The sequence below is a fragment of the Phenylobacterium hankyongense genome (assembly GCF_003254505.1).
GTDB classification, from domain to species: Bacteria; Pseudomonadota; Alphaproteobacteria; order Caulobacterales; family Caulobacteraceae; genus Phenylobacterium; species Phenylobacterium hankyongense.
Genome location: NZ_QFYP01000001.1, coordinates 1,632,150 through 1,656,256, shown reverse-complemented (window position 1 = coordinate 1,656,256; position 24,107 = coordinate 1,632,150). Strand labels below are relative to the sequence as shown.

Below are 24,107 nucleotides of genomic sequence, written 5' to 3'. Positions count from 1 at the left end.
TCCGGGTGGCGCCGTCTGCGAAGCGGGCCCCCGCCGGGGCCCGCAAAGCATTGACGCCGCCGGACGGGCGCGCCCCACGCTACGGCTCGCACGCGGGCGCGAACTGCGGCACACCTTGGGTCTTCGAGTTGGAAATCCCGAGATTCGCGCGCCATGGCCTACCTGCGACTTCGCCGCCTGATCGAGCTCTCGGTGCTCGACCGGCCGGCGCTGGCCGCCATCTTCCCGCCGCGGGGCGAGGGCGCGTCGGCGGCGCCGGCGGCGCGGTGGGACAGCCTGTACGACCAGGGCGCCTACGACGGCCTGCTGAAGAGCGAGCAACGCCACCACCACCGGCTGCTGGCCGGGCTGGTGGCCGAGCGCGCGCCGGGCGGGCGGGTGCTGGAGGTCGGCTGCGGCGAGGGCGCCTTCTACCAGTCGCTGCGGCTGCTGAAGCCGGGCCGCTATCTGGGCACGGACATCTCCACCCGGGCGATCGCGGCGGCGAACGACCGCTTCGCCGGCGACGTGGCCGCCGGCGCGGCGGAGTTCCGGGTGGCCGACGGCGGGCCGCAGTTCACCGCCGACGAGCGGTTCGACGCGGTGATCTTCGCCGACTGCATCGAATACCTCGGCCCGGTGCTGGAGACCGTCCGCCGCTACGGCGCGCTGCTGGCGCCCGGCGGGGTGATCGGGGTCGCGCAGTGGCTGGCGCTGCATCCGCTTGGCCTGTGGCGCGAGATGAAGACCGCCGTCGAGGTGCTGGACGAGGCGGTGGTCAGCGCGCCCTGGGGCGGCGCCTGGCAGGTGTGGACCTGCCGGCCGAAGGCGTCGGGCCATGGCTGAGCCCGGCCGCCCGCCGCACGACGGCGCAGACGACCCGCTGCTGCGGGCCTATTTCGAGAAGCGCGCCAACCTGGTGCGGTACTTCGCGGCCAAGGCCGGCTCGGCGGCGGCGGCGGAGGACCTGGCGCAGGACCTCTACCTGAAGCTGGCGGGGCGCAGACCGGAGCCGGACGTGCAGAGCCCCACGGCCCTGCTCTACCGGATGGCCACCAACCTGATGCTCGACAAGGCGCGCGGCGAGCGGCGCTCGGCGGCCCGTGACACGGCGTGGCGGACGGCCATGCGCACCAGCATCTCCGGCGAGGACGTCGCCCAGGAGCCGCCGGCCGACGAGGCCGCGGCCTCCCGCCAGCGGCTGCGGCAGCTGGTGGCCGCCGCCGAGGAGCTTCCGCCCCAGATGCGGCGGGCGTTCCGCCTGCACAAGCTGGAGGGGCTCAGCCACGCCCAGACGGCCCAGGCGATGGGGATTTCGGTGAAGGCGGTCGAGAAGCACATCAGCGCGGCGCTGAAGGCGCTCACCCGTAGGTTGGCCTCGTGATCAACTCTCACGCGAAATGTGGCGACGGGGGGCAGGCCCGGGCCGTGTCGTCTTTGCAAGTGACGGGCGCCCCACGAAGGGCGGGCCAGGTGAGCCGATGAGCGCTGGACGGGATCAGGACGACGAGGCGCGGCTGGCGGACGCCAGCGCCTGGATCGTGCGCCTGCAGGATCCGCAGGCGAGCGACGCCGAGGCCTTCGACGCCTGGCTGAGCGCTTCGGAGGCCAACGGCCTGGCCTATGACCGCGCCTTGGCGGTCTGGGACGAATTCGGCGCCGCGGGGCCCGAGGTGCTGGCCGGCCTGGCCGCCGCCGCCGACCGGATCCGGGAGCGGGGCTTCGGCTGGCGTCGCGGCCTGATCGCGGCCGGGGGGCTGGCGGCCGCGGCCGCGGTGGCGCTGGCGGTGCTGCCGCAGGTGGCGGCGCCGCCGACCGAACAGGTCTTTGCGACAGCGCACGGCGAGCGGCGAACGGTGAAGCTCGCCGACGGCTCGACGATCGACATGAACGCCGGCTCCAGGCTGACGGTGGCGCTGGGACGCGGCGAGCGGCGCGTGGCGATGAGCGACGGCGAAGCGGTGTTCGACGTCGCGGCCGATGCGCGGCGGCCGTTCCTGATCGCGGCCGGCGACCGCACGGTCCGGGTGGTGGGGACGCAGTTCGACGTCCGCCGGCGCGGCGACGAGCTGTCGGTGACCGTGGCCCGCGGCGTGGTCGAGGTCCGGCCCGCCGAAGGCGCTTCGGGCGCCGCCTTCCGCCTGCACCCCGGCCAGCGGCTGGACCACCTCCAGGGCGCCCCGGACGGCCGCGTCAGCGCCGCCGAGCCGCAGGAGGTGTTCGGCTGGCGCGCCGGGCGCCTGGTCTACCGTGACCAGCCGCTCAGCCAGGTGGTCGAAGACCTCAACCTGCAGTTCGACCGGCCGATCCGGCTGGAGGACCGCGTTCTCGGCCAGACCCGGATCTCCGGGGTGCTGGTGCTCGACAACGAGGCCGCGATTATTCGTCGCCTGGCGCTGATGGTGCCAATAACAGCGGTACCCACCGACAGCGGCGTGCTGCTAAAACGCGACGGGGCGTCAAAGCGGTGACGGGGGCGATCAATCATCTTTGGACGGCGGACATCGTTGACCGCATGGGCTTGCGGCGTCGGCGCGCTTTGCGCCGCGTGGCCGGCTGAGGCCGCGTCGACCCGTCAGTTCCGAATTCCGCCGAAGCCCTATTCCGAAGCGCTGATCGACCTGGCGTTGCAGGCCGACGTCTCGCTGCTGGACGCCTCCGCGTGCCGCGGAACCAGCCGCGCAGGCCTGAACGGGACCTACACCCTGGACGGCGCGCTGCAGCGGCTGCTCGCCGGCGCGCCGTGCAGCTACCGGATCGTCGATCCGCGCACCGTGCGCATCCTGCCGCCGGCCCCATCCGCGGCGCGGGAGGGCCCCGCCCCGGCCCCGGTCCCGCTGATCACCGAACTGCTGGTCACCGCCACCAAGCGCCGGCAGGCGGCCGACCGGCTGGCGGCGGCGATCAGCGTCCTGCCGCACGACCAGCTGGAAGCCACCCGGGCCACCGACCCGGGCGAGACCACCGGCCAGACCGCCGGGGTGACCATGACCAACCTGGGGCCCGGACGGGACAAGCTGCTGATGCGGGGGCTGTCGGACGGGGCGTTCACCGGCCGCGCGCGCTCGACCGTGGGCACCTACCTCGACGAGACGCCGATCAACTACAACGCGCCCGATCCGGACCTGCGGCTGGTGGACGTCGACCGGGTGGAGGTGGTGCGCGGACCGCAGGGCGCGCTCTACGGGGCGGGCTCGCTGAGCGGCGTCTACCGGATCGTCACCCGCAAGCCGGACCTGGAGACGATGTCCGCCGGCCTCGGCGCCGCCTACGCCTGGACGCAGGGCGGCTCGCCCAGCCAGTCCGTCGACGGCTACGGCAACCTTCCCCTGATCCCCGGCCGCCTCGCGATCCGGATTTCCGGCTACCGGGAGACCCTCGGCGGCTATCTGGACGACGTGAACCTGCGCCGTTCCAACGTCGACCAGACCGTGAGGGAGGGCGGCCGGGTGACGCTCAGGGCCCAGCTGGGCGACAACTGGATGGCGGACCTTTCCGGCACCACCCAGCACCTGAAGTCCAACGACACCCAGTACACCACGTCCGCCATGCGCGGGCACCAGCGCGCCAACCGGGTGGCGGAGGCGCACGACAACGACTTCTCCGAGGCCGCCCTGACGGTCCACGGGGCCCTGGGCTGGGCCGACCTGACGTCGTCCACCGCCTATGTCCGGCACAGCTATTCCAGCCAGTACGACGCCTCCGCCGCGCTCGACCTCTACAGCCCCAACGGATCGGACCTTGGGGTCTATTCGGAAGCGACGCGGGTGGAAATGCTGGTGCAGGACCTCGTCCTGACCTCCTCGCGCGAAGGCCGCTTCGGATGGCTGGCCGGGCTCTACGGCGCCGGCACCGTGGAGGAGACGCCGTCCGTCCTGCAGGTGCGCACGGCCAACGGCCCGCTCACCACCGCCTACCAGGAGTCCCGACGCGACCGGGTGCGCGAATTGGCGGTCTATGGCGAGACCTCGTACGAGTGGACGCCCGGCTGGACGGTGGCCGCGGGGGCCCGGCTGTTCGACACCCGTCTGCACGCCACCTCCAACGTGATGTTGCCGGCGCCGTACCAGTCCCGGACCCTGGAACGCAGCGCAGGCTTCGCGGGCGTCTCCCCGAAGCTGTCGCTGCAATGGGACCTGGGCTCGGGCGAGTTGCTTTATGCCCTGGTGTCGGAAGGCTACCGGGCCGGCGGGATCAATTCCTCGGGTCTGGCGGCGCCTGGACCCAAGCAGGCGGAGTTCCAGCCCGACCGGCTGCGCAATTTCGAGCTGGGCGCCAAGCTGCGGGCGTTCGACGGCCACCTGGCCGCGCGCGGGGCGGTGTTCTACGACCTGTGGCGCAATATCCAGACCGACCAGTACCGGTCGCCCTCGGGCCTGGCCTACACCGCCAACGTCGGCGACGCGCAGATCGGCGGCGTGGAAGCCGAGCTCGCCTACGCCTTCGACCTCGGGCTTTCGGTGCAGGCCAACGCGCTGGTGTCCGCCCCCCGGTTCACCCGCGTGAACCCCGATTTCGCCTCGCGGCTGGCGCCGGGCCTGCCGGGCACGCCGAAGGTCTCCGGCGGGATGCTGGCGATCTATCGCCGCCCGCTGACGGCGCGGATGGCGCTGCGCCTCACCGCCGAGGCGAGCTACGTCGGCCGCTCGCGCCTGACCTTCGACATGGCTTCGCCAACCATGGGCGACTACATCAAGGCCAAGCTGTCCGCAGGGGTGACCGGTCCCGGATGGACCGCGGACCTGTTCGTCTCCAACCCGGCCAACGACTCCGGCGACACCTTCGCCTACGGCAACCCGTTCAGCTTCGGCCAGGTGCGGCAGGTGACCCCCCAGCGGCCCCGGACCGCCGGCCTGGCGGTGACTGCGACGTTCTGACCGCCGATCGATCTGGCCGCCGACTCGGGGGGGTGGCCGCCCGCCGCGCCGTCCTTGCACCAAGAGTTCGAACCGCGATGGCGGTTGGGGGGTGTTAAGGTGAAACTCTCGGGTCTGGTTTGCGCGCACAATGAAGAGGCCCGTCTGGCGGAATGCCTGCGCGGCCTGGCGTTCTGCGACGAGGTCGTGGTGGTGGCGGACCGCTGCACCGACCGCACGCAGGAGATCGCCCGGCAGTTCGGAGCCATCGTCATCGACGGCATCTTCCCGCTGGAAAGCCAGCGCAAGGACGCCGGGATCGCCGCCTGTTCCGGCGAATGGATCTTCGAGGTCGACGCCGACGAACTGGTCGACCCGATGCTGGCCGCCGAAGTCCGCGCCACCATCGAGGCGCCGGCCCAGGGCGACTGGTTCCAGGTGCCGGTCGACAACTATGTGGGCAAGACGCTGGTGCGGAACGGCTGGGGCGGCTCGTTCGGCACCTCCAGCGTGGCGCGCCTCTATCGCCGTGGCGTGAAGCACTGGAAGCCGCATCGGGTGCACCCGGGCGTCACCTTCGAGGGCCGGTTCGCCGGCGGCCTCAACACGCCCCTGCGCCACAAGGTCGATGACGACATCGGCGACATGATCGACCGGCTGAACCGCTACACCGCGCTGCGCGCCGCCGACCTGGCCGACAAGGGCGAGCCGGGGACGCTCGGGGACAATGTGTTCCGCGGCTTCCGCCGGTTCTGGAAGTGCTACGTCGGCCGCAAGGGCCGGCGGGAGGGCGACCTCGGCTTCCTGATCGCGTTAATGGCCGGGCTCTACCCGGTGATCTCGCACCTGCGGGCCAAGGAGATCCTGGAGGCCCGCCGCAGCGCGCCGCAGGAGGCGCTGGGCACGGTGGTCCGCCACGAGGCGGTCGGCTAGCGCCCCGCGGCCGCCGGCGTCTTGAACCTGCAACGAACGCTGCTGGACATCGAGCTCCAGCACTGGCGCCGGGCCGGACGCCCGGCGCGCCTATGGTGGCGCGACGACGACGCGCGGGGGCCGACGCCCGCGCTCGAGCGCCTGCTGGCGCTCAGCCTCTGGCACGGCGTTCCCCTGACGCTGGCGGTGATCCCCGACGAGGACCCGGCGAGCCTGACCTGGTCGCTGGCCACCTGCCCGCTGGCCACGGTCGCCCAGCACGGCGTCGATCATACCAACCGCCGCGACGGCCAGGCCGCCGGCGAGTTCCCCCACGAGTGGCGGCGCCTACGCGTGGCCACCCAGCTTCGCGCCGGCTGGGCGCGACTGCAGGCCCTGCCCGGCGCGCAGCCGGTCTTCGTGCCCCCGTGGAACGACATCCATCCGGAGCTTCCCGGCGCGCTCGAGGATTGCGGCTATCTCGGCTGGTCCGCGTGGGCCGACGCCGGCGACCGGGGGCCGCTGCCGAGGATCGACGCCCACCTGGACCTGCTGCGCTGGAAGAGCGGCGTGCGGTTCCGGGGCGAGGGCCGGTTCCTGGAGGCCTTCCGCGCGGCGTTGCGGGCGCGCCGGCGCGCCGGCCGCTGGGAGGCGCCCATCGGCCTGCTCACCCACCACCTGGACCATGACGAGGCCGCGTGGGTCTTCCTGGCCGAGTTCCTGGACTGGACCCGCGCTCGCCCCGAGCTCGCCTGGCGAAGCCTGGGCGAACTGCTGGCCGAACAGGCCGGCGCCCGCCACCAGGCGGCCTGAACCCCGCCCACGGTCAAGCCGGGCCTTGCCCCGGCGGCGCAACCACGGCATCACTCCGCCCGTGAAGGCGGTCCCCGCAAGGGGCCAAGAGGGAACGGGGTGATGCGGCGAACGCCGTCATTCCCCGGCTGTGCCCGCAACTGTGAGCGGCGAGGGCCGCGTCCGTTCCGCTCCTATCTGAAGGGCGGCGCCACTGGGAAACCGGGAAGGCGAGGATGAGGCCCGACGACCCGCAAGCCAGGAGACCTGCCGTCTTCCGTCGCTCGTCCGTGGCCCGGGACCAGGCCGTCGGCGCGGGGAGGCTCACGTCCTTCCGTCGCAGCGACTGCGCCAGGTCTCGCCGCCGGGCCGCACATTCGCTGCAGCGCCTGCCGGCGGCTTCAGGCAGGCCCGAACGACGGAGCCTTTTGACCATGCGGTCTCTGCTCATATCCACCGTGGCCCTCGCCGCGGCTCTTCCCGCCTGCGCCTTCGCCGAGGACGCGTCGCCCCCGACCGCCCTGGACGAACTGATCGTCACCGCCACCCGCCTGCCGAGCCGGCTGGACCTGGTGACCGGCGCCCACGTCATCGACCAGGCCGAGCTGGAGGCGCGCCAGACGGTGTTCGTCACCGACGCGCTCGCCACCGTCCCCGGCGTCGGGATCACCCGCAACGGCGCCTTCGGCGGCGTCGCCGCCATCCGCATCCGCGGCGCCGGACCGGACAAGACCCTGGTGCTGATCGACGGCGTGCCGGCCGGCGATCCCGCCGACCCCAACGGCACCTTCGACCCCTCGGCCGTGCAGGCGGCCGACCTGGAGCGGGTGGAGGTGCTCTCCGGCCCGCAAGGGTCGCTGTGGGGCTCGGAAGCCATCGGCGGCGTGGTGGCCTTCACCACCCGCGAACTGTCCGGCTGGGCGCTGGAGGCCGAGGGCGGCTCGTTCGGCACGGCCCGCGGCTTCGCCGGCGCCGGGGTCAGCACCGAGGCCTACGCCCTGAACGGCTCGGTGGCGGCCTTCCACACCGACGGCATCTCCAAGGCCGCCTCGGGCACGGAGAAGGACGGCTTCGACACCGTCACCGCCAACCTCGGCGGCCGCCTCCGGGTCAGCGACGCCGTGCGGCTGGACGGGCGGCTGCGCTACACCAACAGCGACATCGCCATCGACGGCTACGCGCCGCCGACCTACCTGCTGGGCGACACCTCGGACCGCAACAAGAGCCGGGCGTGGTCGGGCTTCGGCCGGGCAACCGTCGACGGCGCATGGGGGCTGACCCACGAGCTGAGCTTCAGCGACTACGACCTGACGCGCGACAACCTGTCGGCCTTCCCCTCCCGCTACACGGCGCAGCGGCAGGTGTGGCGCTGGACCGCGGCGCACGGAGGTCCGGGCGACGCCGCCGCCTTCGTGGTCGGGGCGGAGCGCAACGACACCCACGCCGACCTCGCCGGCCGCACCAGCGCCGACCTCTCGACGACCTCGGCGTTCGGGGTGCTGCGCACGCAGGTGCTGGAGCGGCTAACGCTGACCGGCAGCGCCCGCTACGACGACCCGGACGCCTTCAAGGCGCGCGGCACGGGGCGGCTGTCGGCGGCGCTGGCGCTGGGCGGCGGCTTCACCGCCACCGCTTCGGCGGGGCAGGGCTTCAAGACCCCGACCATCAGCCAGGTGGTCTGCGACTTCTGCTTCGCCCCGCCCGTGCCCCTGCGGCCGGAGGTGGCGGACGGCTATGACCTGCGGCTCGGCTGGCGCTCGCCGGACGGGCGGCTGTCGGGCGCCGTGACCGGCTACCGGCTGAACGTCCGCGACCAGATCAGCTACGTGGCCTCGCGCTACGTGAACATCGCCCGCACCCGCTCGACGGGAGTGGAGGCGGAGGCCGACGCCCAACTCTCCGACGCCTGGCGCGTGCGGGTGGCCTACAGCTGGACCGACGCCATCGACGTCACCACCGGCAAGAGCCTGCTGCGGGTTCCGGACCGCTCGGGCGCGGCCAGCCTGTTCTGGACGAACGATCCGTGGGCCGCGACGCTGACCGTGCGCGGCGAGTCCAGCCAGTCGGACACCGACGTCGACGGCTTCTCGCCGATCGTGCGCAAGGGCTTCGTCACCGCCGACCTGGCCGGCTCCTACCGGCTGAACGCCCGGGTGACGCTCACCGCCCGCGTCGAGAACCTCACCGACCAGCGCTACCAGGAGACCTACGGCTACGCCGAGCCCGGCCGGGCCATCTATCTGGGGGTGAAGCTCAGGGACTAAGACAGCTCAACCGGCCCTTCTCCCCTTGTGGGAGAAGGTGTCGGGCGAGAGCCGTCCGTGGCGCCGCAGGCGCTGTCCTTATTGGTCCACGAACCACACGAACCACACGAACTGGCCTCGCCGCCGGCCCGGCCTAGCCACACGAAGCGCGTTGGTGTGGTTCGTGTGGTTCGTGGACATTCAAACCGGCGCTGTCGCGCCAGGGCGGAACAACAATCGTTACGCCGCCGCCCAGGCGCGGGGGTCGAGGGCGATGGGGTCGTCGATGGCCATCTCGTCCCAGTCGAGGTCCGGCGGCGGGGTGGAGGCGGCGGCGATCACCGCCGACATCTCCGCGGCCGAGGCCACGCCCACCAGGACGGTGGAGGCTTCCGGCCGCGACAGGGCGAAGCCCAGGGCGGCCTGCAGGGGGTCGGAGCGGCCTTCGGCGATCAGCCGGCGGGCGCGGGAGATGCGGCCGGCCGCGGCCTTCAGGTGGTTGGGCGCGCGGTCGGGCGGCAAGAACAACAGGCCGTTCAGGAAGATCGAGCGCAGCTGCACTTCGACGCCCATGTCGGCGAGCTCGGCCAGCGTGCCGTCGATCAGCAGGCGCTGGTCGAGCAGCGAGGCGGGGGCCTGCACCACGTCGGGCTTCATGCGGCGGGCGAGATGCACCGGATCGTCGGAGGCGTAGACTGAGACGCCGATCTTGCGGCACAGGCCGGCGTCCTTCAGGGCGCGCATGCGGTCCCAGAGCGCCGGGCCGTTGGGGCTGAGCAGGTCGGTGACCGACGGCGCCAGGATGGTGTCCACCGTCTCGACGCCCAGCCGGCGCAGCTGGGCGCGCAGCTCGGCCTCGGCGAGGTCCGGACCACGGTCCGGACGCACGGTGGTGACGGTCGTGCGGAAGGGATTGGGGCGCGGCAGCACCTGGCCGAGGGTGATCTCGGCGGAATGCGGATGGCGGCCGATCTCCAGCACCGGCAGACCCGAACGGGCGGCGATGGCGAGGATCTCGCGGGCCTCGGCGTCGCGCGGACGGCCCCGGGAGGTCGCCTGCTGGTCGAGACCGAATTGCCCGGACCCGAGCCCAAGCTTGTTAAGCGGTGACATCATGTGCGGTGAGGCTTGGAGCGGTCCCTATGAGCCGCCATCTTGGAGTAGGAAGCCTAAGAAGCCGTATCCAGGACCTTTCCGGGGAGTTAAGTCCGCATGGCCGTCGACCCGCTGCCCGAGTGGCCCCTGTTCGGCATGACCGACGACGTGCGCCCTGCCCTGCGTCAGGCGCGGGAGGGCGGGCTGACCGCGGCGCTGGCCACCCTGGTCGCCGTCGACGGCGGCGGCCCCAGGCCCCAGGGGACCCAGATGGTCTTCGCGCCCGGCATCGTGGCCGGCTACTTCTCCGGCGGCTGCGTGGAGTCCGACGTCGCCGACCACGCCGCGGCCTGCCTCGAGGACGGTGAGCCGCGCACACTGGTCTATGGCGAGGGCAGCCCCTGGCCGGACATCCGCCTGCTCTGCGGCGCGCGCATCGAGATCTTCGTCGAGCGGGTGGCGCCGGACGATCCCGCACTGCGCGAACTGCTGGCCGCAGAGGCCGACCGCCGCCCGGTGACCTGGGTCAGCGACGGCTTCGCGCGCGCTTGCGCCGAGGACCTGGAGCCCTGGCCGGAAGCCGCCGTCGAGCGCCTCTACGAGCCCCGGCCGCGGCTGATCGTGGTGGGTGGCGACCCCACCGCGCTGGCCATCGCCCAGCTGGGCGCCCAGGCGGAGTTCGAGACCACCCTGGTGCGGCCCAAGGGGCCCTCAACCCCGCCGCCGATCCCGGGCCTCGCCTATCGTCGCGACGAGCCCGAGCAGGCGTTCGAGGTCATCGGCGTCGATCCCTGGACCGCCGTCGCCATCGCCACCCACGACCTTGAGACCGATCGGGCGGCGCTGCGGGCGGTCCTGCCGTCGCCCGCCGGCTACGTGGGCTTGCTGGGGGCCCGCCGCAGGCTCGCCGAGCGGCTGGCGCAGCTGCGGGCCGACGGCATGTCGGAAAGCGCCCTGGCGCGGCTGCACGCCCCCATCGGCCTCGACATCGGCGGCAAGGCCCCTTGGGAAGTGGCGGTCTCGGTGATCGGCGAGATCACCGCGCTGCGCTATGCGCGCGCCAGCGGCAGCACCTCGACCACGTCGCCGGCCGCCGCCGCCGCCGCCCCGGACCGGCGTCGCAGCAGGGCGTCGGAGGCGGCGAACACGCTGACCAGCGACGAGTCCTGATCGCGATAGGGCCGCACGCTGACCCCGCCATCGACGTGGTCGAGCTTCGCCCGCATCCAGTGCTCGCGCGGGCCGTTGGCGGGCAGGTCCTGCGCCAGTCGCGCGGTGATCGTCGCCGGCTCCGGCGAGGCGCCCAGATAGCGGGCGACGAGGGGCTTCAGGAACATCTCGGCGCAGACGAAGGCCGAGGCCGGGTTGCCGGGCAGGCCTAGCAGCCGCCGGCCGTCTTCCAGCACCCCGAAGAAGGTCGGCTTGCCGGGCCGGACGTTGACGCTCTCCACCTTCAGGGCGAGGCCCAGCGCCTGGGCGGCGGCGCGCACCAGGTCGTGGTCGCCCACCGAGGCGCCGCCAACGGTGACGATCAGCTCGGCCTCGGCGGCCTCCAGCGCGGCGACCACCGCCTCCAGCTCGTCGCGGACCGGCTTGGCGCGGGTGACGGTCGCCCCCCAGGCCTCGACCATGGCGGCCAGCGCCGGGGCGCCGGAATCGTAGATCTGGAAGCGGCCGGGCACGCCTGGTGGCTCGACGATCTCCTCGCCGGTGGAGAGCAGCGCCACCCGCGGCCGGGCGTGGACCTGGACCTCGGCCCGGCCGGCCGAAGCGGCCAGCGACAGCCGCCAGGGGTCGATCCGCTGGCCGCGCTTTAGCAGCACGCTCCCGGCCCGGAAATCGCCGCCGGCCGGGCGGATGTAGTGGCCCGACGCCACCTGCGGCACGCGCACCGCGTCGCCGGCGCGCTCGGCGTCCTCCTGGATGACCATGGCGTCGCAGCCGTCCGGTAAGGCCGCGCCGGTGAAGATCCGCACCGCCTCGCCCGCGCCCACCGTGGCCTCGTAGCCGTGGCCCGCCGCGCTCTCGCCGACGATCTTCAGCGCGCCCGGCGTGTCGGCGGCGCGGACCGCCCAGCCGTCCATGGCCGAGGCGGCGAACGGCGGCTGGTCGCGGACGGCGGCGACATCCTCGGCCAGCACCCGGCCGATGGCGGCGGCGAGCGTCACGGTCTCGGCGGGACGCGGCTCGACCTCGGCCAGCATCCGGGCGCGCGCATCATCGACGGATAGAAGTTTCATGCCGCTATCAAACCGAACGCCACCGCGCCTTCAATCCGCCTTCTCCCCTGCGGGAGCGTTCTTATGATGGGGAGCGGCGTCGGCCGTCTGCCCGCGCCGGCCAGGCTGCGGTCACGGCGCGCAGGACTCCGGCGGCGCATGCGCCGGAGGGCGGGGGATCAGACCGCCGCGGTGCGGTGCGGCGAGTCGACCGACCAGATCTTCTCGATGTTATAGAAGCTGCGGACCTCGGGCCGGAACAGGTGGATGATCACGTCGCCGGTGTCGATCAGCACCCAGTCGCAGTGGGGCATGCCCTCGACGCGGCAACGGCCGTAGCCCTCTTCCTTCAGCGCCCGCAGCAGGTGGTCGGCCATGGCGCCCACATGGCGGTGCGACCGCCCGGACGCCACGATCAGGCCGTCGGCGACGGCGCTCTTGCCTTTGAGGTCGATGAAGATGACGTCCTGCGCCTTGTCGTCGTCCAGGCGGGCCAGGATCAGCTCTTCCAGGGCGGCGATGCGGTCCTGGACGTCTTGGGAAGCTCCGGCGGCCTGCGGGGAGGTCGGGGCCGGGACTTCCTGCGCACGCGGCGCGGGTTCTTGGTTCAGCGGGGTGCTCCTTTGATATCCTCGCCTTCAGACCCTATCACAGGCGCGGGCGCGGGTCAGCGGCCCTCACAAACTCTTCAAGACCGGGTCCGCCGCATCCGTTCCCGCAATGCGGTGGACGACTGGAAGTTGAACCGGCCGAGCAGGAAGACCCAGGCCGGGGGCTTGGCGTTGGGCAGGCCCATGGCCTCGGTCGCGCCGAGGCGAAAGCGGGCGAACCGCAGGGCGGCGGGCGAAAACCGGCTCTTCAGGGAGATCCACGGCCGCGAGACCACGGCCACCGGAACCTCGCGCATGATCTGGGTCCAGCCGCGCCAGCGATGGAAGGTGGCCAGGCTGTCGGCGCCCATGATCCACACGAACTTCACGCCCGGGAACCGCGCCTTGAGGGCGCGCACCGTGTCGATGGTGTACTGGGAGCCGAGCCGCGTCTCGGCGTCGGAGACGATCATGCAGGGGTCGTCGGCATAGCGGCGCGCGCCGGCCATGCGGGCCGTCAGGCCGGCGGTCTCGTGCGTCGGCTTCAGGGGGTTCTGCGGCGACACCAGCCAGATCACCCGGTCGAGCCGGAGCCGGCGCTTGGCGGTCTCGGCGACGTGCGCATGGCCCTCGTGCGCCGGATTGAACGAGCCGCCGAACAGGCCGACCCGCATGCCGGGCCTGAGCGTGAAGCCCAGCCGCAGGCCCTGCGGGCGTCCGGCCGCCGGGTGGCGGCGCGCCGGGCCTGCGAACCACATGCGCCCCTTGCTCAAGCGCTCCGCCCGGGGGTCGGCGCGCCGCCGCGGTCGAGCGCCGGATCGGCCTGCCGCACCCGCGCCCGCACCGTGAACACCCCGTCGCCGGCCAGCACCCCGCCGCGGGCGAAGAGGCGTCCCTGCTCCCAGTTCGACAGGCCGAGCTCCGGCCGGTCCAGGGCGTACTGGCCGTCAACCCAGCGGGTGAAGCCGTCGCCCACGAAGGGCGCGTCGATGGTGTCGTAGAACCGCGCCTGGGCCGCGGCGTCCTGCGCGATCAGGCTGGCGGTGAAGCGCGGGCTGTAGCGGTTGAAGAGCGCCACCGCCTCGTCGAGGTCGGCGACGATCTTCAGGCTGACCTCCGGGGTCTCCTCCCACTCCCACTCGCGACCGAGGTCCGCGTCGGCCAGCGGCTCGACCCGCGGCTCCTCGCGGGCCCCCTCGGCGCGGACCACGGTGGCGCGGGCGTCGCGCCAGGCCGGCGGCAGGCGGGCGAGGTCGGCGTGGGCGACGTGCAGCTTGCAGTCCTTGCGCCGCTCGCCGGCCTTGGCCAGGGCGTCGAGGAAGACCGGGACCAGCTCGTCGGCGCGGGAGGCGGCGATGCAGCAGGTGTTGAGCGTGTTGCAGACCTTGCGGTCCAGCGAATGGTAGACGGCGGCGAAGAACCGCTCGGCGTCGGCGCTGTCGTCGGCCACCAGCCAGGCGCCGCCGGTGCCGTGCAGGCTGACCGGGGCGCCGGCCGCCCGGGCGATCGCGCCCAGCTGCGACACCGCCGGGCCCGAGCCCCGCGCCACCGCCAGCGACAGGCGGGGGTCGGCGAACATCGCCCAGCCGGCGGCATGCGCCGCGGAGTCCACCAGCACCGCCGCGCCTTCCGGCAGGCCGGCGGCGGCCAGGGCGGGATCGAGGGCGGCGCGGACGATGGCTCGCGCGGTGCCGAGCGCATCCGAGCCGATGCGGAACACCACGGTGTTGCCGGCCCGCAGCACGCCGGTGGCGTCGGCGAAGACGTTGGGCCGGCCCTCGAACACGAAGCCGACCACGCCCAGCGGCGCCATCACCTGCTCGACGCGCCAGCCCTCGTGCTCGACGGTCTCCAGCACCCGGCCGCGGGAGGGCTCGGCGTCGCGCCAGGCGCGCAGGCCGGCGATCATGTCGCGCCGCATGGCCTCGCCGGCCTGCAGGCGGGTGGTGGAGCGGCCGCGCGCCCGGGCCGCGGCGATGTCGGCGGCGTTGGCGCGGGCGATCTCGCCCCAGCAGGCGTCGTCCTCGAGCCGGGCGGCGAAGGCCTCGAAGAAGCCGGTGATCGAGGCGTCGGAGACCTGGCCCATGCGGGCGAAGGCGGCCTGGGCGCGGCCGACGGCGGCGGCGGCCACCTCGTGCTCGCGGGCGGGGACGTGCAGCAGGGCGCCGGAATTGGGGTCCACCAGCAGCCGGTCGCCGGCCCGGAAGGCGGCGGCCAACTCGGGGCTCACATGGGCGACGCGGTCGCCGCCGAAGACGATGGCCTGGCCGGGGACGAGCGCTTCCAGCCGACCCTCGCGGGTCGGGCCGGGTTCATGCCGTGCGCCGCCGTCGTCCACACCTGCCCCCATTTGCTCAGGATGAGCCTTACCTAAGCGCCTTCAGCACCCGGAGCAAACTCAGGCCGCGACATGGGCGGCCAGCGCCAGGTCGTCGGCGTGCACCAGCGGTCCGGAGGTGTAGCCCAGCACCGCCTCGATGGCCTCGCTCTTCAGGCCACAGATCCGGGTGGCGTCCTCGGCTTCGTAGCGCACGATGCCGCGGGCGATCTCGCGGCCCGCCTCGTCGTGGATGACCACCGCGTCGCCCTTGTCGAAGACGCCGTCGACGCGCCGCAGGCCGGCGGCCAGCAGGCTCTTGCCGCGGCGCACGGCGGCGGCCGCGCCGTCGTCGACCACCAGGGCGCCGGACGGGGCGAGGCTGCCGGCGATCCAGGCCTTGTAGGCGGCGGCCGGGGTGGTCGAGGGCTCGATGACGGTGGCCCGCTCGCCGTGCTCCAGCGCCGACAGCGGCGAGGGGCGGTGGCCAAGGGTGATGACGGTGGCGCAGCCGGCCGACTGGGCGATGCGGGCGGCGGCGAGCTTGGTGGCCATGCCGCCGGTGCCGACCCCGGCCGCGGCGTTGGCCCCGCCGGCCATGGCCTCGATCTCCGGCGTCAGGCGGCTGATCCGCGGCATGTGCTCGGCGGCCGGATTGCGGCGCGGATCGGCGGTGTAGAGGCCGTCGACGTCGGACAGCAGCACCAGGACGTCGGCGCCGATCATCTGGGCGACGCGGGCGGCCAACCGGTCATTGTCGCCGTATCGAATCTCCTCGGTGACGACGGTGTCGTTCTCGTTGACGACGGGGACGACGCCGAGGGCCAGCAGGGTCTCGACGGTGGCGCGGGCGTTCAGCCAGCGGCGGCGGACCTCGGTGTCGTCGCGGGTCAGCAGGATCTGGGCGGCGGCCAGGGCGTGGGGCTCCAGGGCCTCCTCCCAGGCGCGCATCAGGGCCGACTGGCCGGCGGCGGCGGCGGCCTGTTTCTCCGGCAGGGTCAGGGCGCGCTTCGGCAGGGCCAGGCGGCGGCGGCCGAGGCCGACGGCGCCGGAGGAGACCACCAGCACCTGCTGGCCGCGGGCGCGCAGGCGGGCGACGTCGGCGGCGAAGGCGGCGAGCCAGGCGCGGTCGGCGCCGTCGGCCCCCACCAGCAGGGCCGAGCCGACCTTGACGACGATCCGCTTGGCGGCGGCGAGCGAGCTCAAGGCGCCCAGCCCTCGTCTTCGGCGGGCGCAGCGCTGGCGGCGGCGGCCGCGGCCTTGCCGGCGCGGACCAGGGCGTAGGCCTCGCGCAGGATCTCGACGACGCCGGTTCCGGCGACGCCGGAGATGCGGCGGACCTTGACGCCGGCCGCGGCCTCCAGCTCGGCGGCCTTGGCCGCGATGGTCTCGGGATCGAGGGCGTCGATCTTGTTCAGCGCCAGGATCTCGATCTTGTCGCCCAGCTCCTCGCCGTAGCTTTCCAGCTCGTGGCGCACGGTGCGCCAGGCGCCGCCGACGTCGTCCTGCGTGCCGTCCACCAGGTGGACGAGGACGGCGGTGCGCTCCACGTGGCCGAGGAAGCGGGTCCCAAGGCCCGCGCCCTCCGAGGCGCCCTCGATCAGGCCGGGGATGTCGGCCAGGATGAACCGCTCGCTGGTGGACAGGTCGACCATGCCGAGGTTGGGGGCGATGGTGGTGAACGGGTAGTCGGCGATCTTCGGCTTGGCGGCGCTGGCGGCCGCCAGGAAGGTCGACTTGCCGGCGTTCGGCAGGCCGACCAGGCCGACGTCGGCGATCAGCTTCAGCCGCAGCCAGATGGCCTTCTCCTCGCCGTCCTGGCCGGGGTTGGCGCGGCGCGGCGCCTGGTTGATGGGCCCCTTGAAGCGGGTGTTGCCCCAGCCGCCGTTGCCGCCCTTGGCCAGCAGGACGCGCATCCCCGGCTGGTCGAGGTCGGCGATCACCGTCTCCTTGTCCTCCTCCAGCACCTGGGTGCCGACCGGCACGCGCAGGACGGAGTCGGCGCCGTTCGCCCCATGGCGGTTCTGGCCCATGCCGTGGCCGCCGGTCTCGGCGCGGAAGTGCTGCTGGTAGCGGTAGTCGATCAGGGTGTTGAGGCCGTCCATCGACTCGATCCAGACGTCGCCGCCCTTGCCGCCGTCGCCGCCGTCGGGGCCGCCGTACTCGATGTACTTCTCACGCCGGAACGAGACGACGCCGCCGCCCCCGTTGCCGGAGCGGATGTAGACTTTGCACTGGTCGAGGAACTTCATCGGGAGATCGGGAGCCTTGTTGGTCGCCGCTTAGCACAAAACCGGCGGTGCGTTCTCGGGTGATCCTTCTCCCCCTGCGGGAGAAGGTGGGCCGCGCCGGCGGCTCGGATGAGGGGTCGCGCTCGCCTCGCAGGCTTTGCGCCGCAGGCGCTGTTTGTCCACGAACCACACGAACCACACGAACGGGGGTTCATCTGGGGGAGCCTCGCGCGCCGCACGGCCCGTTGGTGTGGTTCGTGTGGTTCGTGGACCGACAAGGCGGCGCTGGCGCGCCATGGCAGCTGGCAAGTCAACGCGCGCCCTCATCCGTCGGGCGCCCGCCCGACACCTTCTCCCGCAAGGGGAGAAGGGGCCGGGAGGCGTTTACGCCAGCCACACCATCAGCCGGGTGGGCACCGTCTGGCCGCGGGCGCGGCTGTCGCGCAGCTCGACGTCGCCGGTGTAGAGGAAGCCGGACTTGCAGAGCACCTGGCCGGAGGCCGGGTTGTCGGCGAAGTGGCCGGCGACCACCAGCTTCTTGCGCCAGTCCCGCTGCGCCCACCGCAGCGCCGCGCGGGCGGCCTCGGTGGCGTAGCCGCGGTTCCAGAACGGCCGGCCGATCCAGTAGCCGAGCTCGGTGCGGCCGCGGGCCGCGGGCTTGAAGCCGAGGCCGCCGACCAGGCCGAACTGGCGGTGCTCGATGGCGAAGGCCGCCTGGGTGCGCCAGTCCTGGCGGATGGCGCGGTCGATGAAGGCCTCGGCGTCGGCGGCGACGTAGGGGTGCGGCATGGCCGCGGTCATCCCCGCCACCTTGATGTCGTTGGCCAGCTGGCAGAGCCGCTCGGCGTCCGACGGCACGTGGCCGCGCAGCAGGAGCCGTTCCGTCGCCAGGCTCGGTGTGACTTCGATCGCGCACATCTTCTTGCCTCCCGGCCCCTCTGACGGGGGCCCAAAACGAAAAGCGGGGAGCCCGGCGTCCCGGACTCCCCGCTTGAAGTCTTGTCCGGTCCGCCTCTGATTGGGGCGGAACCGGATGGAGAGGTTCCGCCTATTCGGCTGCAATCACCTGCGCCGGCACCACAGTGACGTAGGTGCGGTCATCACGCTTGGTGATGAATTTCACCGCGCCGTGCGCCTTGGCGAAGAGGGTGTGGTCCTTGCCCATGCCCACGTTGGCGCCGGCCCAGAACTTGGTGCCGCGCTGACGCACGAGGATGTTGCCGGCGAGCACCGCTTCGCCGCCGAACTTCTTCACGCCGAGGCGCTGACCGGCCGAATCGCGACCGTTGCGCGAGGAGCCGCCTGATTTCTTGTGAGCCATTGCGCTCTCCTGATCCTAAGCAGTCGGCCCTACTCGGCCGACTTGTCCTTCTTCGGGGCGGCGGCCTTCTTGGGGGCGGCAGCCTTGGTCTCGTCGTCGCCTTCAGCCTTGGGCGCCGCGGCCTTCTTCGGCGCGGCCTTCTTGGCTTCCGCAACGGGGGCCTCGGCGACGGGGGCGTTGGTCTCCGCGGAGTCCATCGCCGCGATCACGGCCGGATCGGCGAGGACTTCCTCGGCGGTGTCGGCCTTGGCCTTGGGCGCAGCCTTGGCCTTGGCCGGCGCCTTGGGGGCGGCGGTCTTGGCGGCCTTGGGGGCGGCAGCGGCTTCGGCTTCCGCGCCGGGGGCCAGGAACTTCAGGTTCCGCGAGCGGGCGTTCAGCTCGGCCTTGGTGGTCATGTCCACCGTGCCGTCCCACTTGGTTTCCTTGCCGTCGGCGCCGGCGATGGAAGTCACCCGCAGGACGCTTTCGATCTGCCGGTGGCCCTTGGTGCGGCGATAGCCCTGGCGGCGGATCTTCTTGAAGATCTTCACCTTCTCGCCCTTGCGGGTCTCGATCAGGGTCGCCGAGACAGTCGCGCCGGCCACGGTGGGGGCGCCGAGCGTGATGGCCTCGCCCTCGCCCAGCATCAGCACTTCGCCGAACGCCACGTTGGCGCCGGGTTCGCCGTCGAGCTTTTCGACCACCAGCAGATCGCCCGGTTGGACCCGGTACTGCTTGCCGCCGGTCTTGATCACCGCGTACATCTTCGCGCCTTCGTACTTTGTCGTGTGTGCAAAACGGAATGCGCCCGCCAGTGGCCCGGCGGGCGAGAGGGCGGGACTTATACGCACGGCGAGCGTGGAGTCAACGAGAGAGGGGGGACGGCGCGTCGGTCGCGAAGGTCGGCCTTATCCTAGGAGCGGGCATGTGGGCGGACGCGCGCCCGTCCGCTTTGCGCCAAGTGCGGACGTTGACCTCCAGCCGCAATCCTGACGTCGCCTGACGCCCGCACCTGCTCGGCTGGCCGAACTATCGACTGGCCGCAGTCGAACGATCCTACGGCACGGCCACCGATCCTCGCCCAGTCATCAATGGGGGCGCTCACGTAGCCTGCCGAAGCAACCGCGCCTCCAGCCGCGCCTTTACCACCCCGGAGGCCATGGGATGTCGAGATCGGCCAGGACGCGCGCCGCCACGGCGGCAGGGTTTGTGCGGGTGCGCGGCGCACGCGAGCACAATCTGAAGAACGTGGACGTCGACATCCCCCGTGACGCCCTCGTGGTGTTCACCGGGGTCTCCGGCTCGGGCAAGTCGTCCCTGGCTTTCTCGACGCTCTACGCCGAGGCCCAGCGCCGCTACCTGGAAAGCGTGTCACCTTACGCGCGGCGACTGTTCCACCAGATGGGCGTGCCCCAGGTCGACGAGATCGAGGGCCTGCCGCCGGCGGTGGCGCTGCAGCAACAGCGCGGCTCGCCAACGGCGCGGTCGTCCGTGGGCAGCGTCACCACCCTCTCGAACCTCCTGAGGATGCTCTTTTCGCGTGCCGGTGAGTATCCGGCGGGCCAGCCGCACCTGGACGCCGAGTCGTTCTCCCCCAACACACCGGAGGGGGCGTGCCCGCGCTGCCATGGCCTTGGGCGCCTACATGAGGTCACCGAGGCCTCGATGGTGCCCGACCCCTCGCTGACCATCCGCGAGCGGGCGGTGGCGGCCTGGCCCATGGCCTGGGGTGGCCAGAACCTGCGCGACATCCTGATCACCCTGGGCGCCGACGTGGACCGGCCGTGGCGCGAGCTGCCGAAGAAGACCCGCGACTGGATCCTGTTCACCGACGAGCAGCCGGTGGTCCCGGTCTATCCCGGCTTCGATCATGAGGAGATCAAGCGCGCCATCCGGCGGAAGATGGAGCCCAGCTACATGGGCACCTTCTCCAGCGCCCGGCGGCACGTGACCCACAGCTTCGCCACCACCAACAGCGCCATGATGAAGAGACGGGCGGCTCGCTACATGGTCGCCAGCCCCTGCCCGCTCTGCAACGGCAAGCGGCTGCGGAAGGAGTCCCTGTCGGTCAGCTTCGAAGGCTTCGACATCGCCGAGATGAGCCGGCTGCCGATGAAGCGCTTCTCGGAGATCTTCGCGCCCTACGCCGACGGTCAGTCGACGAAGCTCCCGCGGCTGGCCAAGACCCATCCCGAGAAGGCCATGGTCGTCGAGCGGATCGCCGCCGACCTCTGCAGGCGGCTCTCGGTGTTGCTGGACCTCGGCCTCGGCTACCTGACGCTGGAGCGGAGCACGCCGACCCTCTCGCCCGGCGAACTGCAGCGCCTGCGGCTGGCGACCCAAGTCGTCTCCAATCTGTTCGGCGTGGTCTATGTCCTCGACGAGCCCTCGGCGGGCCTGCACCCGGCCGACACGGAGGCGCTCTTGCGGGCGCTCGATGGGCTGAAGGCTGTCGGTAATTCGCTGTTCGTGGTCGAGCACGAGCTGGACGTGGTCCGTCACGCCGACTGGGTGGTCGACGTCGGCCCGGCCGCCGGCGAGCGCGGCGGCGAGGTGCTCTACAGCGGTCCGCTCGAAGGGCTCAAGGGCGTGCGCGGGTCCGAGACCGCCCGCCACCTATTCGCCGGGGAGACCCCGGCGCGCCGGCGCCGCCGCAAGCCGTCCGGGTGGCTCAAACTGCGTGGCGTGACCCGCAACAACCTGCACGGCCTGGACTGCGACCTTCCCCTGGGGGTGCGCGCGGCGGTGACCGGCATCTCCGGATCGGGGAAGTCCAGCCTGGTCAGCCAGGCCCTCGTCGAACTGGTCGCGGATGCGCTGGGCGCGCCGGCTCCCGTGGCGGAGGATCTGGACATCGAGGCCGCCCTGGAACGCGAGCCGGACAGGGCCACCGACGGCCGGATCGAGGGCGGGCTGGCCGGCGTCAAACGGCTGATCGAGGTGGACCAGAAGCCGATCGGCCGGACGCCCCGCTCGAACCTCGCCACCTACACGGGCCTGTTCGACCATGTCCGGGCGATCTTCGCGGCCACGCCGGACGCCAAGCGGCGGCGATACAACGCCGGAAGGTTCTCCTTCAACGTCGCCAAGGGTCGCTGCCCGCGCTGCGAGGGCGAAGGCTTCGTCATGGTCGAGCTGCTGTTCCTGCCCAGCGTCTACGCGCCCTGTCCCACCTGCCACGGCACCCGCTACAATCCGAAGACCCTGGAAATCCACTATCGCGACCGCAACATCGCCGAGGTGCTGGGCATGACGGTGGACGGCGCCTGGGAGTTCTTCGCCGATGCGCCGAATGTCTGCCGCTCGCTGAAGGTGCTGCGTGAGGTCGGCCTGGGCTACCTGCGCCTTGGCCAGCCGGCCACCGAGCTTTCGGGCGGCGAGGCCCAGCGCGTCAAGCTGGCCACCGAGCTGCAGCGCTCGCAGCGCGGCGGCGCCCTCTATGTCCTGGACGAGCCCACCACCGGACTGCACCCCACCGACGTGGAGAGGCTGCTCGTCCAGCTCGACGCCCTGGTAGACGCCGGCAACACGGTGATCGTCGTCGACCACGACATGAGCCTGGCGGCCAGCAGCGATTGGGTGGTCGACATCGGGCCTGGCGCGGGCGACGAGGGCGGCGAGGTCGTCGCCAGCGGTCCGCCCCCCGAGGTCGCCAAGGCCAGGCGCAGCCGCACTGCTCCCTACCTGAAACGCGCCCTCTAGAGCGCAGCCCGCCGCTTACTGGCTCAGAACGCTCCGGACTGGGGCGGCAAGCAGACGTACCGAATGTCGCCTGAGAGTCAGCAGCGGACTGAGTGCGGCCAAGCTGAGAAAGCGTCCGAAAGCTGACTCTCCCAACGTCAGCAAATGGGATGAAGCGGCCATTCATCACTGAAGCTCAGCGATCGTCCCTGAAGCGGACCTTCCCAAGGTCGCCTTCGTGCCAGAAGCCGCCCCTCCCTTTTTGCCCACCCAATGTCTGCTCCTGCGGCCGGGGCGGCCCGTGAGGCGGTTGAGCCCTTTAGGTCCATGGCGGCGAGCATGCTCCGGCTTGCAACCGGGTCAATGACGGCCCGCAGGGCCGCCGGGGAGCGGGCGCCGGAGGCGCGCTCCTTGAGCGCAACCGAAACCCGGAGCGGACATCTGACCATGGGCTTAAGGACCTTCAGCATTCCTGAGGAATGCCGGTTTTCAGAGGCGTTTGACCGCTGGATTGAAAAAGCCTGGGTCCCCGCTTTCGCGGGGATGAGCGGAGCGGGCGGGGGTTAGGGCGCGCCCTTTGCCGCCGCCGCTTTGATGTCATCCAGCACTTCGCGCCAGATCTCGCCGAGCGCCATGTGGAGGGCTTGGTTGATCTTCTCCGGCGGGTTGAGGCTCGCCGCGTAGGCGCCGGTGGTGATGTCGGTGCGGGTGTAGGACTTGTGCAGCAGGGGCTTGCCGCCCGGCGCCGCCACGTCGGCGGTGACGCCCACCGAGACCTTTGGGGTGATCGCGAACCCGAGGTTGCTCAGTTGGTCGTACTTGAAGCTGAAGGAGTCCGACCGCAGCGCGACGGCGTAGGCGTCCGGCTGCGGCTGGTCGGCCACCTGGGCTCCGCCGGAGAACCCCGCCCCGAACACCTTCTGGCCGGTGGCCGCGATGATCGGGCCCATGGGCTCGGTGATCGAGGTCGCCGCGCCGGTGAGCGAGGTCGGGTGGGCGGTGACGGTCCCGTTCCGGGCGGCGGCGTCCATGACGATCACCGCCTTGCCCTGCACGACCGGCGCGGACAGGCCGGCCGAGACGTATTCCGGGTGGACCTGGCTGGTGGTGGTGCAGGCGGTGGCGCCCAGGCCCGCGAGCGCCAGGGCGACGAGGGCGGCGGTGCTACGGGGCGCCATTGGCCTTGCCCTCCGTCTCGAGCTTCACCGACAGCGGATTGGGCACGAGGTCGTACATCGCCCCGGTGGCGACATCGACGCCGGCGCCGATGATGCCGCCAAGGATCACGTTGCCGGCCATGCCCGCGCCGCCGGCCCCGGCGACGTGGTGGGTCACGTGGCCCTGCCAGGTCTTGTAGCCGGGCTTGGTGATGGTGACGTCGAACTCCGCCTTGCGCTGCATCTTGAAGGTGCAGGGCGTGGAGTCGCAGGCGAACTGGTTGGTGGTGCGGACGGCGGCGCCCGACGGTTCGGTCTGCACGGTCCAGGTGTCGTTGGAGCCACGGGTGACGGTGGCGCAGGCGGCGGTGGACGCGAGCACAGCGCCGCAGAGGACCGCACGCGCGATCCGGTTGACGGTGTTCAAGATTTCCCTCCCCAGGGTAGTTTGTTTTTTGATCAGCCCGCGGACAGAGGAACTGCGCAACGGCAGGTTGTCAATGGACAGGCGACGCTTCTGGGCTGTGATGCTCCGGTCGGGGCCGGCCCCGGAGGACCCCCTCCGTCAGCTTCGCTGACACCTCCCCCACATCGCGCTACGCGCTGGGGGAGGAATTGGAGCGGCGTTCAGGGTCTGGCGGGGGATGGCGCCGTACTTCTTCGCGGGGAAGGCCATGCGGCGCAGCCTAGCGCGGACCGGCCGGTGCCGAACAAAAGAGAACAAATCTCCCCCAG

At 72.2% G+C, this 24,107-nt stretch carries 19 protein-coding genes, 2 pseudogenes and 1 riboswitch; of the genes and pseudogenes, 9 read left to right on the top strand and 12 right to left on the bottom strand.

The features are described from left to right. Positions 1 to 153 precede the first annotated feature (153 nt). The 7 genes from DJ021_RS07975 (at position 154) to DJ021_RS07945 (ending at position 8,803) form a co-directional block, all read left to right on the top strand. Positions 154 to 825, top strand: coding sequence for a class I SAM-dependent methyltransferase (locus DJ021_RS07975; RefSeq protein WP_111457037.1), 672 nt, complete (start codon positions 154 to 156; stop codon positions 823 to 825). Next, positions 818 to 1,363 carry an RNA polymerase sigma factor gene (locus DJ021_RS07970; protein ID WP_111457036.1) on the top strand — a complete coding sequence of 182 codons (546 nt, stop codon included), beginning with the start codon at positions 818 to 820 and terminating at the stop codon, positions 1,361 to 1,363. The genes DJ021_RS07975 and DJ021_RS07970 overlap by 8 nt, the downstream gene beginning before the upstream one ends. A gap of 97 nt (positions 1,364 to 1,460) precedes the next feature. Beyond that, complete coding sequence (locus DJ021_RS07965) at positions 1,461 to 2,450, top strand: FecR family protein (protein ID WP_165837146.1); 990 nt, start codon at positions 1,461 to 1,463, stop codon at positions 2,448 to 2,450. Positions 2,451 to 2,486: 36 nt separating this feature from the next. Continuing rightward, positions 2,487 to 4,856, top strand: coding sequence for a TonB-dependent receptor (locus tag DJ021_RS07960; RefSeq protein WP_243625930.1), 2,370 nt, complete (start codon positions 2,487 to 2,489; stop codon positions 4,854 to 4,856). A 99-nt stretch (positions 4,857 to 4,955) separates the two neighbouring features. Further along, positions 4,956 to 5,768 (top strand): glycosyltransferase family 2 protein, encoded by an 813-nt coding sequence (locus DJ021_RS07955; RefSeq protein ID WP_111457034.1) that lies wholly within the window; start codon positions 4,956 to 4,958, stop codon positions 5,766 to 5,768. A 21-nt stretch (positions 5,769 to 5,789) separates the two neighbouring features. Next, on the top strand, positions 5,790 to 6,560 hold the full coding sequence (locus DJ021_RS07950) for a polysaccharide deacetylase family protein (protein WP_111457033.1): 771 nt from the start codon (positions 5,790 to 5,792) through the stop codon (positions 6,558 to 6,560). 51 nt (positions 6,561 to 6,611) lie between these two features. Next, positions 6,612 to 6,828, top strand: a riboswitch (cobalamin riboswitch). A gap of 145 nt (positions 6,829 to 6,973) precedes the next feature. Further along, entirely contained in the window at positions 6,974 to 8,803 is a 1,830-nt protein-coding gene (locus DJ021_RS07945; RefSeq protein ID WP_111457032.1) for a TonB-dependent receptor plug domain-containing protein, read from the top strand. Positions 8,804 to 9,022: 219 nt separating this feature from the next. Here the strand turns inward: DJ021_RS07945 and DJ021_RS07940 are convergent, their stop codons facing one another. Next, the gene (locus DJ021_RS07940; protein ID WP_111457031.1) at positions 9,023 to 9,898 is read right to left on the bottom strand and encodes a bifunctional regulator KidO; all 876 of its coding nucleotides are present in this window, start codon (positions 9,896 to 9,898) and stop codon (positions 9,023 to 9,025) included. Positions 9,899 to 9,994: 96 nt separating this feature from the next. Between DJ021_RS07940 and DJ021_RS19200 the strand changes: the two are divergent. After that, a pseudogene (locus tag DJ021_RS19200) lies at positions 9,995 to 10,855 on the top strand (XdhC family protein); the annotation flags it as partial. Between the two features lie 71 nt (positions 10,856 to 10,926). Here the strand turns inward: DJ021_RS19200 and DJ021_RS07930 are convergent. From DJ021_RS07930 to rplU, 9 genes and pseudogenes are all read right to left on the bottom strand, one after another. Beyond that, on the bottom strand, positions 10,927 to 12,117 hold the full coding sequence (locus DJ021_RS07930) for a molybdopterin molybdotransferase MoeA (RefSeq protein WP_133254966.1): 1,191 nt from the start codon (positions 12,115 to 12,117) through the stop codon (positions 10,927 to 10,929). 158 nt (positions 12,118 to 12,275) lie between these two features. Continuing rightward, a complete protein-coding gene (gene rsfS, locus DJ021_RS07925; protein WP_207801889.1) occupies positions 12,276 to 12,707 on the bottom strand; it encodes a ribosome silencing factor in 432 nt (143 codons plus the stop codon). 77 nt (positions 12,708 to 12,784) lie between these two features. Next, entirely contained in the window at positions 12,785 to 13,444 is a 660-nt protein-coding gene (locus DJ021_RS07920) for a nicotinate-nucleotide adenylyltransferase (protein ID WP_111457028.1), read from the bottom strand. A gap of 11 nt (positions 13,445 to 13,455) precedes the next feature. Next, complete coding sequence (locus tag DJ021_RS07915) at positions 13,456 to 15,036, bottom strand: aldehyde dehydrogenase family protein (RefSeq protein WP_111457027.1); 1,581 nt, start codon at positions 15,034 to 15,036, stop codon at positions 13,456 to 13,458. Positions 15,037 to 15,084: 48 nt separating this feature from the next. Next, on the bottom strand, positions 15,085 to 16,218 hold the full coding sequence (gene proB / locus DJ021_RS07910) for a glutamate 5-kinase (protein ID WP_111457026.1): 1,134 nt from the start codon (positions 16,216 to 16,218) through the stop codon (positions 15,085 to 15,087). Further along, positions 16,206 to 17,255, bottom strand: coding sequence for a GTPase ObgE (obgE, locus tag DJ021_RS07905; RefSeq protein WP_111457025.1), 1,050 nt, complete (start codon positions 17,253 to 17,255; stop codon positions 16,206 to 16,208). The genes proB and obgE overlap by 13 nt, the downstream gene beginning before the upstream one ends. Before the next feature lie 363 nt (positions 17,256 to 17,618). Next, the gene (locus tag DJ021_RS07900; protein WP_111457024.1) at positions 17,619 to 18,152 is read right to left on the bottom strand and encodes a GNAT family N-acetyltransferase; all 534 of its coding nucleotides are present in this window, start codon (positions 18,150 to 18,152) and stop codon (positions 17,619 to 17,621) included. Positions 18,153 to 18,282: 130 nt separating this feature from the next. Next, positions 18,283 to 18,555, bottom strand: a complete 273-nt coding sequence (gene rpmA, locus DJ021_RS07895; protein WP_111457023.1) for a 50S ribosomal protein L27 — start codon at positions 18,553 to 18,555, stop codon at positions 18,283 to 18,285. A gap of 353 nt (positions 18,556 to 18,908) precedes the next feature. Continuing rightward, positions 18,909 to 19,298, bottom strand: a pseudogene (gene rplU, locus DJ021_RS19195) (50S ribosomal protein L21); the annotation flags it as partial. Positions 19,299 to 19,698: 400 nt separating this feature from the next. Here rplU and DJ021_RS07885 point away from each other — a divergent pair. After that, entirely contained in the window at positions 19,699 to 22,236 is a 2,538-nt protein-coding gene (locus DJ021_RS07885; protein WP_111457021.1) for an excinuclease ABC subunit UvrA, read from the top strand. A 542-nt stretch (positions 22,237 to 22,778) separates the two neighbouring features. On the opposite strand, the gene DJ021_RS07880 is transcribed toward DJ021_RS07885, so the two are convergent. Beyond that, positions 22,779 to 23,393 (bottom strand): hypothetical protein, encoded by a 615-nt coding sequence (locus tag DJ021_RS07880; protein WP_111457020.1) that lies wholly within the window; start codon positions 23,391 to 23,393, stop codon positions 22,779 to 22,781. Further along, a complete protein-coding gene (locus tag DJ021_RS07875; protein WP_243625929.1) occupies positions 23,380 to 23,799 on the bottom strand; it encodes a PEGA domain-containing protein in 420 nt (139 codons plus the stop codon). Before DJ021_RS07875 ends, DJ021_RS07880 begins: the two co-directional genes overlap by 14 nt. Positions 23,800 to 24,107 lie beyond the last annotated feature (308 nt).

Coding starts and splice junctions, on each gene's coding strand:
- DJ021_RS07885 (WP_111457021.1), top strand. CDS start 19,699: ATGTCGAGATCGGCCAGGACGCGCGCCGCCACGGCGGCAGGGTTTGTG.
- DJ021_RS07930 (WP_133254966.1), bottom strand. CDS start 12,117: ATGAAACTTCTATCCGTCGATGATGCGCGCGCCCGGATGCTGGCCGAG.
- DJ021_RS07880 (WP_111457020.1), bottom strand. CDS start 23,393: ATGGCGCCCCGTAGCACCGCCGCCCTCGTCGCCCTGGCGCTCGCGGGC.
- rpmA (WP_111457023.1), bottom strand. CDS start 18,555: ATGGCTCACAAGAAATCAGGCGGCTCCTCGCGCAACGGTCGCGATTCG.
- DJ021_RS07900 (WP_111457024.1), bottom strand. CDS start 18,152: ATGTGCGCGATCGAAGTCACACCGAGCCTGGCGACGGAACGGCTCCTG.
- DJ021_RS07970 (WP_111457036.1), top strand. CDS start 818: ATGGCTGAGCCCGGCCGCCCGCCGCACGACGGCGCAGACGACCCGCTG.
- DJ021_RS07975 (WP_111457037.1), top strand. CDS start 154: ATGGCCTACCTGCGACTTCGCCGCCTGATCGAGCTCTCGGTGCTCGAC.
- DJ021_RS07920 (WP_111457028.1), bottom strand. CDS start 13,444: ATGTGGTTCGCAGGCCCGGCGCGCCGCCACCCGGCGGCCGGACGCCCG.
- DJ021_RS07915 (WP_111457027.1), bottom strand. CDS start 15,036: ATGGGGGCAGGTGTGGACGACGGCGGCGCACGGCATGAACCCGGCCCG.
- obgE (WP_111457025.1), bottom strand. CDS start 17,255: ATGAAGTTCCTCGACCAGTGCAAAGTCTACATCCGCTCCGGCAACGGG.
- DJ021_RS07940 (WP_111457031.1), bottom strand. CDS start 9,898: ATGATGTCACCGCTTAACAAGCTTGGGCTCGGGTCCGGGCAATTCGGT.
- DJ021_RS07945 (WP_111457032.1), top strand. CDS start 6,974: ATGCGGTCTCTGCTCATATCCACCGTGGCCCTCGCCGCGGCTCTTCCC.
- DJ021_RS07965 (WP_165837146.1), top strand. CDS start 1,461: ATGAGCGCTGGACGGGATCAGGACGACGAGGCGCGGCTGGCGGACGCC.